The organism is Bradyrhizobium sp. SUTN9-2, from assembly GCF_003122645.1.
GTDB classification, from domain to species: Bacteria; Pseudomonadota; Alphaproteobacteria; order Rhizobiales; family Xanthobacteraceae; genus Bradyrhizobium; species Bradyrhizobium yuanmingense.
This window is the reverse complement of the sequence record NZ_LAXE01000001.1, coordinates 4105506-4119363: the sequence shown is the minus strand read 5'-3', so window position 1 is coordinate 4119363 and position 13858 is coordinate 4105506. Positions and strand designations below refer to the sequence as shown.

Genomic DNA, 13858 nt, shown 5'->3' with positions numbered 1-13858 from the left:
GGGTATGCCTCCGCGAGCTCGAATGGAAAGGTGAACTCGCGGAGAGATACCCCTCACCCGTCTCGCCGCTAACGCGGCGAGCCACCCTCTCCCACAACGGGAGAGGGTAAGAAAGCCTACGCCGCCACCACGCGCGGCGTCTCGGCGGCATCGGACGGCTGCACCGGCTTGCTCAGCATCGCCACCGCGCTGAAGCCGACGGCTCTAAGCTGCTCGCACATCTGCGCGCGCGCATCCGCCGCCATCGACGCATCGGGCACCACGACGGCGCGGGCATGGGCCGTCAACAGGTCGACCGGCAGGTCCGAGGCGCTGCCGGCATCGATCAGCACGTGGTCGTAAGCCCGCAGCAGCGCGTCGATCGCGAGTGCGACGCGCGGCGACTGCAGCAGGCTGCGGTCGAAGCCGGGACGGCCGGCCATCACCAGATGCAGCCGCGACAGCTTGTCCCGGGTGATGACTTGCGCGAACGAGGCTTCGCCCTGCATCAGTTCGGCAAGGCCCGGAGCCTGCGCATCGGCGGAGACTGCGGCAATGGTCGGCGAGGAGGCGGCGAGATCGACCACGACGACGCGTACATCGCGCGCCAGGTTCCGCGCCAGCGTCAGCGTCGACAGCGTGATGGCCTCGCCGGGCGCCGTGCCGAGCACCGTAACCTTCTTGGCCGCAGCGCCCGCGGCACGCAGATCGTCGGCCAGACGCTCGATCTCGGCGAATTCACTCGTATCCAAATCGGCCGCCATCTCCGGCTGCAGCGGCGCGGGCTCCGCCAAGACCGGATCCAACATTGGTTCGCCGCCCCTTTCGACCACGGGCTCGATGGCCCGCTCAACGACCAGCGGCTCCTCGCGCACCGGCGTCTGCGCGGAGCCCATTGCCGCGCCCGGCGCGGTCTGGCGCAGCAGCTCGCCGGTGACGACGACGCCGGACGAGAGCAGCAGCGTTGCGATCGTTGCGATCAGCACGATCGGCAGCTTCTTCGGATAGGCCGGCGTGTTCGAGACAATCGCACGCGAGATGATGCGGCCGTCGGTCGGCGCGGTGTCGATGGTCTCGCGGGTATTGGCCTCGCGGTACTTGGCAAGATAGGTCTCGAGCAGATCGCGCTGCGCCTTGGCTTCCCGCTCCAGCGCGCGGAGCTGGACGTCCTGGCCGTTGGTGGAGGCCGCCTGCTTCTTGAGCTGCTCGAGGCTCACGGTGAGGCCATCGACCCGGCCGCTGGCGATGCGGGAGTCGTTCTCGAGCGAGCGCGAGATCTTGGCGGCTTCATCGCGGATCTGATTGTCGAGGTCGCCGAGCTGAGCCTTCAGCTCCTTGATCCGGGGATGATTGCCGAGCAGCGTCGACGATTGCTCGGCGAGCTGCGCCCGCAGCGTCACCCTCTGCTCCGACAGCCGGCGCATCAATTCGGAGTTCACGACCTCGGACGCCTCGATCGGCTTGCCGCTCTGGAGCATCTCCTTGATCAGCCGTGCCTTGGATTCCGCATCCGCCTTCATCGAGCGCGCATTGTTGAGCTGGGTATTGACCTCGCCCATCTGCTGGTTCGACAGCGTGGTGTTGTTGGTTCCGATGAACAGGCTGGACTTGGAACGGAAGTCCTCGACCCGCGCCTCGGCGTCCGAGACCTTCTTGCGCAAACTCTCGATCTCGCCGGCCAGCCATTGGCTGGCGTTCTTGGCCTGCTCCTGGCGCGCGGCCTGCTGCAGCACGAGATAGCCGTCGGCGATCGAGTTGGCGACGCGCGCGGCGAGCTCGGGATCGGCGGACTGGAATTCGACCACGATCACGCGCGACTTGTCGACGGCGTAGGCCGAAAGTCGCTCGTAATAGGAATCGAGCACGCGCTCTTCCGGCGTCATCGCGAACGGATCGCGGACGATACCGACGAGCGCGGCAAGCGACTTGAGCGGCGAGATGCCCTGCAGGACGGGGTCGAATTCGGGGCGCTCGGCGAGCTTGTTCTTCTTGATGATTTCGCGCGCCAGATCGCGCGACAGCACCAGTTGCACCTGGCTGGTGACGGCCTCGGCATCGAGCGCCTGCCGCTCCTCGGTGCGGTCGCTGTTCGGACGCAGGAACACGTTCTCGCGGCCGTCGATCAGAATCCGGGTTTCAGATTTGTAGCGCGGCGTGACGAGATTGACGATGGCGAGCGAGGCAACGAGCGCCAGCACCGTCGGCACGATGACCCAGCCGCGCTTGCGCGCCAGGGCCGCACCGAGCGCGTGCAGGTCGATGTCGCCGGATTCGACCTGTCCAGGCTTGGCGATGACGGGCGCGGGCTTCGCTTCGGGCTTCGCTTCGATCTTGGCCTCAACCTTGGCTTCGATCTTTTCGGCTTCCGCTTCGCGCTTTTCAGCCTTCGCTTCGCTCTTGGGCGCAGCTTCGCCTTTGGACTTCGCGACGGCCCGCGCGATCACAGCCTTGTCCTTGCCGGCACGCCAGAACGCTAAACGCATCGAACACTCCCGCAGGGCAATGCTGCGACTCTACCTCAACCGGGGCGATTACACTCCATTAAGGTTGCCGCTGGGTTAATCGGGACGACACGCGCCTTGCGCGCGTCGTCCCGTCACCGTTTGTTAACCACGAGGCCCCTTAATCCATCTCGATTATTTCGTGAGAATTGTTCGGCAAGTTGCCGTCGAGCTGGTTTTGATCATGCCCCCCTCTCCCGACCGGCCGCTTCGCATCCTTCACGCCGTGCGCGCTCCGGTCGGCGGCATCTTCCGCCACATCCTCGACGTCGCCAACGGCCAGGTTGACCGCGGCCATCATGTCGGCATCCTCGCCGACAGCCTCACCGGCGGCGAGCGCGCCGACAAGGCGCTGACCGAGCTTGCGCCGCGCCTGAAGCTCGGCGTCCACCGCATGGCGATCCGCCGCGAGCCGTCGCCCGATGACGTCCTGGTATGGCTCCGCATGCGGCGGCTCATCGCCACGCTCAAGCCCGACGTGCTGCACGGCCACGGCGCCAAGGCCGGTGCCTTCATCCGCATGCGGCGGCGCTCGGACGCCACGATCCGGATCTACACCCCGCATGGCGGCTCGCTGCATTATCCGCTCAACACCTTCAAGGGCGAGTTCTACGCGCGGCTCGAACGCGCGCTGATGGACTCCACGGACCTGTTCCTGTTCGAGAGTGCCTTTGCGCGCGACACCTATCAGCGTATCGTCGGCACGCCCAAGGGCGTGGTGCATTGCGTCTTCAACGGCGTGACGCCGGAGGAATTCGAGCCGGTCATCACCGCCGAGGATGCGACCGACCTGTGCTATGTCGGCGAGTTCAGGCACATCAAGGGCGCCGACCTGCTGGTCGATGCCGTGGCGCGCCTGCACGAGGGCGGCAAGAAGGTCACGCTCACGCTCGGCGGCGACGGCGAGGAGACGGCCGCGCTGAAGGCGCAGGTCGAGCGGCTCGGCCTGGCGAACGCCATCCGCTTCATCGGTCACGTCAAGGCGCGCTACGGCTTCTCCAAGGGGCGGCTGCTCGTCGTCCCCTCGCGCGGCGATTCCATGCCTTATGTCGTGATCGAGGCCGGGGCCGCGGGCATTCCGATGATCGCATCCAAGATCGGCGGCATTCCCGAGATCCTGGGCGTCGACAGCCCCGCACTGTTCGGCCCGAGCGATCCCGAGGCCATGGCGGAGGCGATCGCCTCAGCGCTGGACGATCCGCAAACCACCGCGCAACGCGCACTTTCCTTGCGCGAGCGCATCTCGGCGCACTTCTCGCAAGCCGCGATGGTCGAGGGCGTGCTCGCCGGCTATCGCGACGCATTTGCCAATCATTAACCATCCTTAAGTCCAGCTTTAGAGAATCTTCCGATTTGTTCGATAATCGAAGCGCCAGGGTATGCTTGCCCGGGCGCGCAATGCCGTGCCGCGGGTTCTGGAATGGACGTGAACGCCCGTGGAACCGCTCAACGCACGCTCGATGCTCGATGCCGCGGCCAGCGCTGCGGCAAAGCCTGCTGACCAGCCCTTCGTGGAGCGTCGTCGCCGGCTCTCGCCTGCCGCGCTCGACGTCGTCAACCAGAAGGTCGCCCGCGCCTATTCGCCGATCGTGATCGCCGGCTTCGTGCGCCTTGCCGATTTCGCGCTGCTGAGCCTCGTCGGCATCGCAATCTATCTCGGCTACGTCATGCCGCTCGCGGGGGCGTTCAGCTGGATCTATCCAGCCGAGGTCATCGCCGTCGCCATCGCCGCCGTGGTCTGCTTCCAGGCTGCCGACATCTACCAGGTGCAGCTGTTCCGTGGTCAGCTCCGGCAGATGACGCGGATGATCTCGTCCTGGTCGTTCGTCTTCCTGCTCTTCATCGGCATCTCCTTCTTCGCCAAGTTCGGCAGCGAAATCTCGCGGCTGTGGCTCGCCGCCTTCTACTTCCTCGGACTCGCCGCGTTGATTGCCGAGCGCCTGGTGCTGCGCGCGCTGGTCCGCGCCTGGGCGCGCCAGGGCCGGCTCGACCGCCGCACCATCATCGTCGGCTCCGACAGCAACGGCGAGCAGCTGGTCGAGGCGCTGAAGGCGCAGGAGGATTCCGACATCCACGTGCTCGGCGTGTTCGACGACCGCAACGACAGCCGCGCGCTCGACACCTGCGCCGGCGCGCGCAAGCTCGGCAAGGTCGACGACATCGTCGAGTTCGCCCGCCGCACCCGCGTCGACCTCGTGCTGTTCGCGCTGCCGATCTCGGCGGAGACCCGCATCCTGGAGATGCTGAAGAAGCTCTGGGTGCTTCCGGTCGATATCCGCCTCTCCGCGCACACCAACAAGCTGCGCTTTCGGCCCCGCTCCTATTCCTATCTCGGCGAGGTGCCGACGCTCGACGTGTTCGAGGCGCCGATCACCGATTGGGACCTGGTGATGAAATGGCTGTTCGACCGTATTGTCGGCAGCCTTGCGCTGCTCGCAGCCCTGCCGGTGATGGCGTTGGTTGCGCTCGCGGTGAAGCTCGACAGCCCCGGCCCGGTGCTGTTCCGACAGAAGCGGTTCGGCTTCAACAACGAGCGCATCGACGTCTACAAGTTCCGCTCGATGTACCACCATCAGGCCGACCCGACCGCCTCGAAGGTGGTGACCAAGAACGATCCGCGCGTCACCCGCGTCGGCCGCTTCATCCGCAAGACCAGCCTGGACGAGCTGCCGCAGCTCTTCAACGTGGTGTTTTCAGGCAATCTGTCGCTGGTCGGCCCGCGCCCGCATGCGGTGCAGGGCAAGCTGCAGAGCCGGCTGTTCGACGAAGCCGTGGACGGCTATTTCGCCCGCCACCGCGTCAAGCCGGGCATCACCGGTTGGGCCCAGATCAACGGCTGGCGCGGCGAGATCGACAACGAAGAGAAGATCCAGAAGCGCGTCGAGTTCGACCTCTATTACATCGAGAACTGGTCGGTGCTGTTCGACCTCGTCATTCTCCTGAAGACGCCGATCTCGCTGCTGACCAAGAACGAGAACGCGTATTGAGTTTCTCTGTCATGCCCCGCGTAGGCGGGGCATCCAGTACTCCGTAGCGCCAGTGGTTTCCACGATAGGCGCCGCGGAGTACTGGATCGCCCGGTCAAGCCGGGCGATGACGGCTGTGTTGTGGCGCATGAGTTGCGTAAGCGTATGAGCGTGTGATGGCGTATGCGGCGACAGCCGGTGGAGTGAACGCAGCCGCAACGGCCGCGCCCGGCGTGCTGGCGTTGCAGCGCGCGCTGGTGTGGCTGGTCGGCGCCTCTGGCGCCATCGTCTTCATCGAGCCGAGCCCTTACGAGATCGCGACGCTGCTCGCGACCGTCACCTTTTTCGCCACCGGCCTGCGCCTGCGTCTCGTGCTGATGCCGCTGCTGTTGATGCTGATCCTGCTCAATGTCGGCTACACCATCAGCGCGATTCCGCTGTACGAGCGGACGGAGGTGGTGAGCTGGATCGCGACCTCCTGGTACATGGCGGTGACCGTATTGTTCTTCGCCATGGTCATCTCCGAGGACACCGAGGCCCGGCTCGACATGCTGCGCCGCGGCCTCGTGGTCGGCGCGATGATTGCCTCGCTGCTGGCGATGGCCGGCTACTTCCACCTGGTTCCCGGCGGCAACGAGCTCTTGACGCTCTACGGCCGCGCGCGCGGCACCTTCAAGGACCCGAACGTGCTCGGCGCCTACCTGATCCTGCCGGCGCTGTTCGCGCTTCAGAGCGTGGTCTCCGATAAACTGGCCAAGGCATTCCGCAACGTCATCGCCTTCGGCATCATGTCTCTGGCGATCCTGCTCGCCTTCTCGCGTGCGGCCTGGGGCGGCCTGGTGCTGACCTCCGCCTTCATGCTGGCGCTGATGGTGCTGACCAGCCGCACCAATGCGCAACGCTCGCGCATCGTCATCATGGCGATCGTCGCCGCGGTGCTCGGCCTCGCGCTGATCGCCGTGCTGCTGTCGTTCGATTCCACGGCGGAGATGTTCAAGCAGCGCGCGAGCTTCGGCCAGAGCTATGACGAAGGCCGCTTCGGCCGGTTCGGCCGGCACATCCTGGGTGCGGAGATGGCGCTCGATCTGCCGTTCGGCATCGGTCCACTGCAATTCAACCGCTACTTCCCCGAGGACACCCACAACTCCTACCTCAACGCCTTCATGTCCGGCGGCTGGCTCTCCGGCGTGTGCTATCCCGCGCTGGTCTTCACCACCGTCATCATGGGTTTCCGCCACGTCTTCATCCGTGTGCCGTGGCAGCGCGCCTACCTCGCGATCTTTTCCGCCTTCCTCGGCACCGTCGGCGAAAGCTTCGTGATCGACACCGACCACTGGCGGCACTTCTGGATGATGCTGGGCGCAGTGTGGGGGATGATCGCAGCCGCGCAAGCCTACAAGCTCAGGTCCGGCGAGGACGCTTCTTCAGCTTGAGATCCGGCCGCTTTTCCGGCGGCGTGTCGAGCAGACCTTTCAGTGCCTCGGTCGCCGCGAGCGTGCCCTTGTATGCTTCATTGGAGAAGCGAAGCAGCAGCCGCAATTCCTCGTCGGAATAGCCGTTGCAGACGTTCTCCATCGCCTGCTGCATCGGCACGTAATACTGGCCGAGGCCGGCGATCGCCTCCGGCACGACCGTGATGAAGACCTTGCGACGATCCTTCTCGTCTCTTTCGCGCCGCACTAGGCCCGCCTTTTCGAGCCGGTCGACAACACCGGTGATGGCACCGGTGGTCAGGCCGGTGACCTCGGCGAGCCGCCCTGCCGTGACGCGGCCTTCGAGATACAGGATGTCCATGCATTCGAGATCGGAATTGGCAATTCCGGCAACGTTGGCAACGGTCTGTCCGTAGAGCACGCCCTGCGCGGAGGACCTGCGCATGGCGTCCTCGAGTTCCTGCAGCAGCGCAGCGCGCGCCTTCGTCCTTGACAAGGCCCACCTCATCTCTTAGGCAATATATATCTTAGTCACTAAGATAATTAGTGACCGTAATTTCTCCTAGCACCACGGAAACGTCGGGAGCAAGCCATGGCCCACCGTCCCAGCAAGGCGTTGATCATCGGCGCCGGCATCGCCGGCCCCGTCGCCGCGATCCTGCTGCGCCGCGCCGGCATCGAATCCGCGATCTACGAGGCCTGGCCCTATTCGAAAGGGACCGGCGGCGGCCTGCAGATCGCACCGAACGGCATGCATGTCCTGGACGAGATCGGGCTGGCGAAGCAGCTGATCGACCGCGGCTCGGTCGCGGAAGCCTTCAACTTCTATTCGCAGGGCGGCGAGAAGCTCGGCTCGATCAACCGCGACCTGGCGCGGCGCTTCGGCCAGCCGGCCGTCAACATCGCGCGCGCCACGCTGAACGAGATCCTGATCGACAAGGCCTGGTGCGCCTCTGTCTCGCTCTGTTTCGAGAAGCGCCTGATCAAGATCGAGGACCGCGGCGACCAGCCGATCATCGCCTACTTCGCCGACGGCACCGCCGCCGAAGGCGACTTCCTGATCGGCGCCGACGGCGTGCACTCGGTCGTGCGCCGCCAGGTCGTGCCCGACGGCCCGCAGCCGTTCGACACCGGCCTGATCGGCTTCGGCGGCTTCGTGCCGCACGCCGTGCTCGACGGCAGATCCATCGGCCAGCACGTCGAAACGACGTTCGGACAGAGCGGCTTCTTCGGCTACGGCTATTGCAGCTCCGATCCGAAAGACGGCGTGATGTGGTGGAGCACGCAGCCGGCGCACGGCATGGACGCGGCGACGTTCCGCGCGCTCGACCATGCGACGCTGAAGCAGCATCTGCACAGCTTCCATCACGGCTGGCATGATCCGATCCCCGCCATCATCGAAACGGCCGAGAACATCGTGGTCACCGACACGCTCGACGTCGCGACCCTGCCGACATGGTCGCGCAAGCGTTCGCTTCTGATCGGCGATGCCGCGCACGCGACCAGCCCCCATGCCGGCCAGGGCGCCTCGCTGGCGCTGGAGGACGCGTTGCGCTTCGCGCGGCTGATGCAGGAGGGCCAGGAACTCGGCGCCACCTTCCAGGCCTTCGAGGCCGAGCGCCGCCCGCGCACCGAGAAGATCGTCGCGATCGCCCGCCGCAACGGCAACAACAAGCGCGAGTTCAGCGCCACCGGCGCCTGGATGCGCAATCAGATGCTGAAATGGCTGCTGCCGCTGGGCGCCAAGGGCATGGACTTCATGTACGCGTACGATGCGCGGGCGGGCGTGACAGAGACGGTGCCGTAGGGTGGGCAAAGCGCAGCGTGCCCACCACCGAGAGATGGTGGGCACGGCGCGTTGCGCCTTTGCCCACCCTACGAGAGCCAACCTAGCTCTCCACTTTGAACGTCAGCCCGGCATTGTCCTGCAGCCGCTTGATCAGCTTGTGCTGCATCGCTGCGCCCGGCGTCCAGATCCCACCCGGCACATCGCTCGCATCGCGCAGCAGGCAGATCGCGCATTCGGAGATCATCTTGGAGGTCGAGCCGTAGCCGGGATCGCGGTCTCCGGTGACGCCGGCGCGGACCATGCGGCCGTCGGGGGCGATCGCGACATAGAGCAGATTGAACAGGCCGTTCTCCCGCTCCTCCTTCGACGGCCCCTCGCCCGGCTTCGGCGCGTTCGGTCCGGTCTTCTCGGCGTTAGCCGCCATCACGCGCTTGGCGTTGGCCTCACCCTTCTCGCCGGGGCCAGTCAGCACCATCTCGTCGTAGACGAAGTCCTTCCCGTAGGGAAAGCCCATCAGCATGTTGGAGCGATGGACGTTGCGGGTGTTGATCAGCGCCATCATGAACGGCGCGGCCCAGGATTGCAGGTCCTCCTCGAAGACCGCCCTGTTGCCCTTGGGCTGCTTCGGGCCGGTGAAATCAGGCGTCAGCGCGAAGTGGTCGTTGAGGATGGCGACGAGGCTGAGATCCTTGGCGACGGCGTCGAAGGTCGCCTTCGCGCTCGCCGCCGTGCCGCCTGACAACGTGCCGCGCATGTCGCGCACGCGGCCCTTCACGCGCGGTGCCGGCGCGCCGAACACGCGCCTGGCTTCCTCCTGCACGAAGAAGGTGCCGAGCTCGAACGGCACGGAATCATAGCCGCAGGAGAACACGATGCGCGCGCCGCTCGCCTTGGCCGCCGCCTCGTACTTGTCGATCATCTGCCGCATCCAGACCGGCTCGCCGCAGAGATCGAAATAATCGACACCCGCAGCGACGCAGGCAGCTAACAGGTCCTCGCCGTAGAACTGGTAGGGGCCGACCGTCGTGATCACCGATTTGGTTTGCGCCACCATCGCCTTCAGCGACGCCGCATCCGACGCATCCGCCACGATCAGCGGCGTGTCGGCCGGCGCGCCGATCCCATCGCGCACCGATTTCAGCTTGTCGAGGCTGCGGCCCGCCATCGCCCATTTCAGCGCCTTGTCGTCCTTGTAATGCGCCGCCAGATATTCGGCGACGAGCTGGCCGGTGAAGCCGGTCGCGCCGTAGACGACGATGTCGAATTTCGCAGAGCTCATGATCGGCCTTTACTTCTTCGCGTAGCTCACGCCCATGCCGGCACGGACGTCGCTTTGAATGCCATAGGGCGGGATCGGGTAGCGCAGGCCGTTCTTCGCCAGCGCCTTCATGCCCTCGATTGCCTTGGCGAGATGCGAGGGCTTCAATGCCATCAGCATCTCCTCGTCCGGCACGCCGCCATAGCGCCGTTCGGCATAGCATGGCAAGGACAGGCTGGGCTCCCCGGTCTTGAGCGCCCGCCCCCAGGAATCCGCGCAGGCGGTCTCGCCGACCACGCCCCATTCGAACTTCTTGTAGCCGGTATATTGCAGCCCGTTGATCAGGATGATCATCTGCCCCGGCGTCGCATAGACGAGGCAGATATCGGGAGGATCGAGCCGGCCGCTCGCGAGCGGGCTGACGGCGAGCGCCTGATAGTGCCCGAACGGAACCACGTCCAGCGCCGCCTGGCGGTTGCGCGCGTCCTCCGCCGTGCTGTGCCAGACCCCGACATAGTTTTCGCCGGCGAGCCATTTCTCGTCCTGCGGCGCAAGACCGATCACCGCGCGGCATTGGGCGCCTACGAGATCGTCGGCGGTGATGCCGACGGTCCAGCCCAGGCGCGCGGCCATGCTGACAATCTGATCGGTGGTGTGAATTGCGTTCGGGCGGCGGATCTTCGGGATCGCCTCCATTTCTGCGACGCTCGCGAACAGCTTCATGCCGATCACGTTCGTCTTCAGCCGCAGCAGGCTGTTGAGATCGGCGACGAGGCCGGCAAGGTCGATCCTGCCCGTACTCTGCTGTTGCATGGCTTCCTCCGCGCCGGCGATGGTGCGCCGCGTATTCTTGTTTTGCGGCTTTGTTCTAGTCCCTGCCCGGTCCCGGAAGCAACTCGGAGATCCTGCCCATCAGACGGTAAGCGGTAAGACCGATCCACTCGCGCACCGCAACTTCGGTTCGTCTCAAGCCGTCCGCGCCCATGTTGGTGAAGGAGAATAGATCCTCACGTCCTCCCATCCGCCAGTCCACCGGATAGGCCTCGACGTCAAATCCGGCCTTGCGGAAGATTCCCATCGAGCGCGGCATATGGAAGGCCGACGTCACCAGGAGCCAGCGCTCGCCGGGCTTTGGCGATACCAATTGCTTGGTGAAGATCGCATTCTCCCAGGTGTTGCGGGAGTTACGCTCGAGGATCAGGCGGTCCTTCGCGATGCCGAGATTCTCCAGGATCGGCGCGGAATAGTCGGCCTCCCTGGCCTCGCTCGACACCAGGTTCGCGGAGCCGCCGGTGAAGACGATGCGCGCATTGGGGTAGCGGCGCGCAAGCTCGGCCGGCGCAAACAGACGATCGGCCGCGTGCGCGACGACCGGCGTGCGATGCGCCGCCGACAGATCGGTGTCGACCGAGCCGCCGAGCACGATGATGCCGTCGGGCGCGCCGCGCGAGGCGTCCCACGCCGGGAAGCGCGACTCCAGCGGGTAGATCAGGAGATTGCCGAGCGGCGAGAACGCTGCGAGCGCCAGCAGCACCAGCGTGGTCACGGCAAGCCGGCGGCCAAACGCGGCAAAGCGCGTCGCCATCAGCACGACAGATACAATTCCGAGCTCGACCAGAAGATTGATCGGCAGCAGCGCGACGCCAATGGTCTTGGAGAGAGCGAAAAACAGAGGAGCCTCGCTGGAATGATCGTGCCTGCCATGCGCGGGCTTGGCCGGCACGGCCTTGTTCGGAAATCCTTCTTGAAAGAGGATCGATCGCCGGGTCAAGCCCGGACCGATCAAACCAACCGGACGCGGCAAATGACCCATCATCACCTGCATTCCAGCCCCGAAACCTGCCATTGGGGCTTCTTCGAAGCCGCACTCGAGCCCGTCCTCACCGTGGCCAGCGGCGACGAGGTGACGGTCGACACCATCAGCGGCGGTCCCGACATGCTGCCTGATCGCGACAGGTTTCACATTCCGCCCGAGATGCACGAGGTTCATGCCAGGAGCGAACGCATGCTGCCGGGCCACATCCTCACCGGTCCGATCGCGATCGAAGGGGCCGAGCCCGGCGACGTGCTCGCGGTCGAGATCCTCGACGTGCAGCTCCGGCAGGATTGGGGCTGGAACATGATCAAGCCGCTGTCCGGCACCCTACCCGACGATTTCCACGAGACGCGGATCCTGAACATTCCGCTCGACCGTGCCAGGATGGTCGGCCGCATGCCGTGGGGCCTCGACCTGCCGCTGAAGCCGTTCTTCGGCGTGATGGGCGTATCGCCACCGCCTGGCTGGGGCCGCATCTCCTCGCTGATCCCGCGCGCGATGGGCGGCAATCTCGACAACAAGGAGCTTGGAGCCGGTGCGACGCTGTATCTGCCGGTGTTCGTGCCGGGGGCAATGTTCTCCTGCGGCGACGGCCATGGCGTGCAGGGCGACGGCGAGGTCTGCGTCACCGCGATCGAGACCGCGCTGCAGGGCCGCTTCCGCCTGACGCTCCGCAAGGACCTGAAGCTCGACTACCCCCGCGCCGAGACGCCGGCGCACTACATGACCATGGGGATGGACCCCGATCTCGACCAATGCGTGGTGCGCGCGCTCCGCGACATGATCGCGCTGCTCGGCGAAACGCGAAATCTGTCGCGCGAGGATGCCTACACGCTGTGCAGCCTCGCCGCCGATCTCCGGGTGACCCAGACCGTCAACGGCGCCAAAGGCATCCATTGCATGATCGAAAAGGCGATCGTGCACGGCTGAGCCGCCGCGCCCTTTCCTGACCTGCCGACATCACGCCGCCGCCCGGTCTTCCCGGCGGCGCGTCGTGATGTGTCCGATTCTCAAGCGATTCCAATCACGTGAGCTTCCGCCCCAGCGCTGATTTGACTTCCACCCCCGAACCTAAATAGAGTCTTAATCGTTACTTTTATGTACCCGAGTAAGAGGCTAGCGTTCGGGCCATGGCCACCGAAAAAGCCGAGACTGACCGCATTCCCGTAACCTTGGCGCTCTCGACCATCGCGTATCTGGAGAAGCTGGTGAGACAGGGCACCCACGGCACCAGCGTTCCCGGCGTCGCACGGACATTGATCGAGGAAGGCATCCGTCTCGCCATCAAAGACGGTCTTCTGTCGATCCGCGACAATGGCAGGACGTGAGCGCGCTCGGTACGTGAGGCGGACGGATCTCGAGACCGCGGATGGCCGACATCTGCAACCTGGGATCGCCGACAAATGCCTGTTCTCTCACCGACCTGGACCGACGAACGAATCGAACTCCTGAAGCAGCACTTCGAGGCCGGCCTCTCCTGTCGCGAGATCGCCGCCGACATCGGCGTCAGCCGCAACGCGGTGATCGGCAAATTGTCGCGGCTCAATCTGACGCGCGGCCGGACGGTCGACGACCGAAAGGTCCAGGACAAAGGCCTGGCGCCGGCGCGGATGCGCAAGGCCGTGCCGCGGCTGCAATACGAGATGCTCGCCACGATCTATGGCGAGACCGATGCGCCGGTGTTTGCCGGCCCAATCGACGAGGCCAACCGCTGCTCGTTGCTGGAGCTGTCGGAGAATCGCTGCCGCTGGCCGATCTCGACGCCGGGCGCAGCCGATTTCTGCTTCTGCGGCAACACGGCGCCGGACGGCCAGCCCTATTGCGCCGGCCACAGCCGCCTCGCCTACCGGCCGCCGGCGCGCACCCGCGTGATACGCGGCTGACGTTGCGGGCATCTGGACAACAAAAAACCTCCGGCGGGGCATCGCCGGAGGTTTCTGGAGGCTTAGCATGAAGCTAAGAGCCACAACTTTCGTATCTGGCTGGCAGTGATATAGCTTAGTAGCTCAAGTAAGTAAATAAGTTTGACGCGACGGAATCGCATGGCTCGCCTTCGTGTTCCGCAACGGCATTCGATTTTCCGAAACTCTTGCCCATGAAAAACCCCGGCGGTTTC

12 protein-coding genes are annotated in these 13858 nt (G+C 65.3%); 7 read left to right on the top strand and 5 right to left on the bottom strand.

Going from position 1 to position 13858, the window contains the following annotated elements; genetic code table 11:
- Window positions 1–116 precede the first annotated feature (116 nt).
- Complete coding sequence (locus XF30_RS19145; protein ID WP_109143555.1) at window positions 117–2462, bottom strand: GumC family protein; 2346 nt, start codon at window positions 2460–2462, stop codon at window positions 117–119.
- A 202-nt stretch (window positions 2463–2664) separates the two neighbouring features.
- Between XF30_RS19145 and XF30_RS19140 the strand changes: the two genes are divergently transcribed.
- The 3 genes from XF30_RS19140 (at window position 2665) to XF30_RS19130 (ending at window position 6879) form a co-directional block, all read left to right on the top strand.
- Window positions 2665–3798, top strand: a complete 1134-nt coding sequence (locus tag XF30_RS19140) for a glycosyltransferase family 4 protein (protein WP_109145776.1) — start codon at window positions 2665–2667, stop codon at window positions 3796–3798.
- Between the two features lie 118 nt (window positions 3799–3916).
- A complete protein-coding gene (locus tag XF30_RS19135; protein WP_036025420.1) occupies window positions 3917–5467 on the top strand; it encodes an undecaprenyl-phosphate glucose phosphotransferase in 1551 nt (516 codons plus the stop codon).
- A 155-nt stretch (window positions 5468–5622) separates the two neighbouring features.
- On the top strand, window positions 5623–6879 hold the full coding sequence (locus XF30_RS19130; protein WP_192893188.1) for an O-antigen ligase family protein: 1257 nt from the start codon (window positions 5623–5625) through the stop codon (window positions 6877–6879).
- Here the strand turns inward: XF30_RS19130 and XF30_RS19125 are convergent.
- Complete coding sequence (locus XF30_RS19125) at window positions 6848–7324, bottom strand: MarR family transcriptional regulator (RefSeq protein WP_050995948.1); 477 nt, start codon at window positions 7322–7324, stop codon at window positions 6848–6850. The two genes, XF30_RS19130 and XF30_RS19125, sit on opposite strands and share 32 nt — an antisense overlap.
- A gap of 147 nt (window positions 7325–7471) precedes the next feature.
- Here XF30_RS19125 and XF30_RS19120 point away from each other — a divergent pair, with 147 nt between their 5' ends.
- Window positions 7472–8686: an FAD-dependent monooxygenase gene (locus XF30_RS19120; RefSeq protein WP_109143553.1), complete on the top strand. Its 1215-nt coding sequence runs from the start codon at window positions 7472–7474 to the stop codon at window positions 8684–8686.
- 82 nt (window positions 8687–8768) lie between these two features.
- On the opposite strand, the gene XF30_RS19115 is transcribed toward XF30_RS19120, so the two are convergent.
- The 3 genes from XF30_RS19115 to XF30_RS19105 are packed head-to-tail and all read right to left on the bottom strand — an operon-like array spanning window position 8769 to window position 11562.
- Window positions 8769–9947 carry a saccharopine dehydrogenase family protein gene (locus XF30_RS19115; protein WP_109143552.1) on the bottom strand — a complete coding sequence of 393 codons (1179 nt, stop codon included), beginning with the start codon at window positions 9945–9947 and terminating at the stop codon, window positions 8769–8771.
- Window positions 9948–9956: 9 nt separating this feature from the next.
- Window positions 9957–10739, bottom strand: coding sequence for a DUF169 domain-containing protein (locus XF30_RS19110; RefSeq protein ID WP_109143551.1), 783 nt, complete (start codon window positions 10737–10739; stop codon window positions 9957–9959).
- Between the two features lie 55 nt (window positions 10740–10794).
- Window positions 10795–11562, bottom strand: coding sequence for a YdcF family protein (locus XF30_RS19105; protein WP_036010382.1), 768 nt, complete (start codon window positions 11560–11562; stop codon window positions 10795–10797).
- Window positions 11563–11730: 168 nt separating this feature from the next.
- Between XF30_RS19105 and XF30_RS19100 the strand changes: the two genes are divergently transcribed.
- The 3 genes from XF30_RS19100 (at window position 11731) to XF30_RS19090 (ending at window position 13625) form a co-directional block, all read left to right on the top strand.
- Window positions 11731–12672 (top strand): acetamidase/formamidase family protein, encoded by a 942-nt coding sequence (locus XF30_RS19100; RefSeq protein WP_109143550.1) that lies wholly within the window; start codon window positions 11731–11733, stop codon window positions 12670–12672.
- Between the two features lie 200 nt (window positions 12673–12872).
- The gene (locus tag XF30_RS19095) at window positions 12873–13070 is read left to right on the top strand and encodes a hypothetical protein (RefSeq protein WP_024341172.1); all 198 of its coding nucleotides are present in this window, start codon (window positions 12873–12875) and stop codon (window positions 13068–13070) included.
- 75 nt (window positions 13071–13145) lie between these two features.
- A complete protein-coding gene (locus tag XF30_RS19090) occupies window positions 13146–13625 on the top strand; it encodes a GcrA family cell cycle regulator (RefSeq protein ID WP_036010389.1) in 480 nt (159 codons plus the stop codon).
- The last annotated feature ends 233 nt before the right edge of the window (window positions 13626–13858 follow it).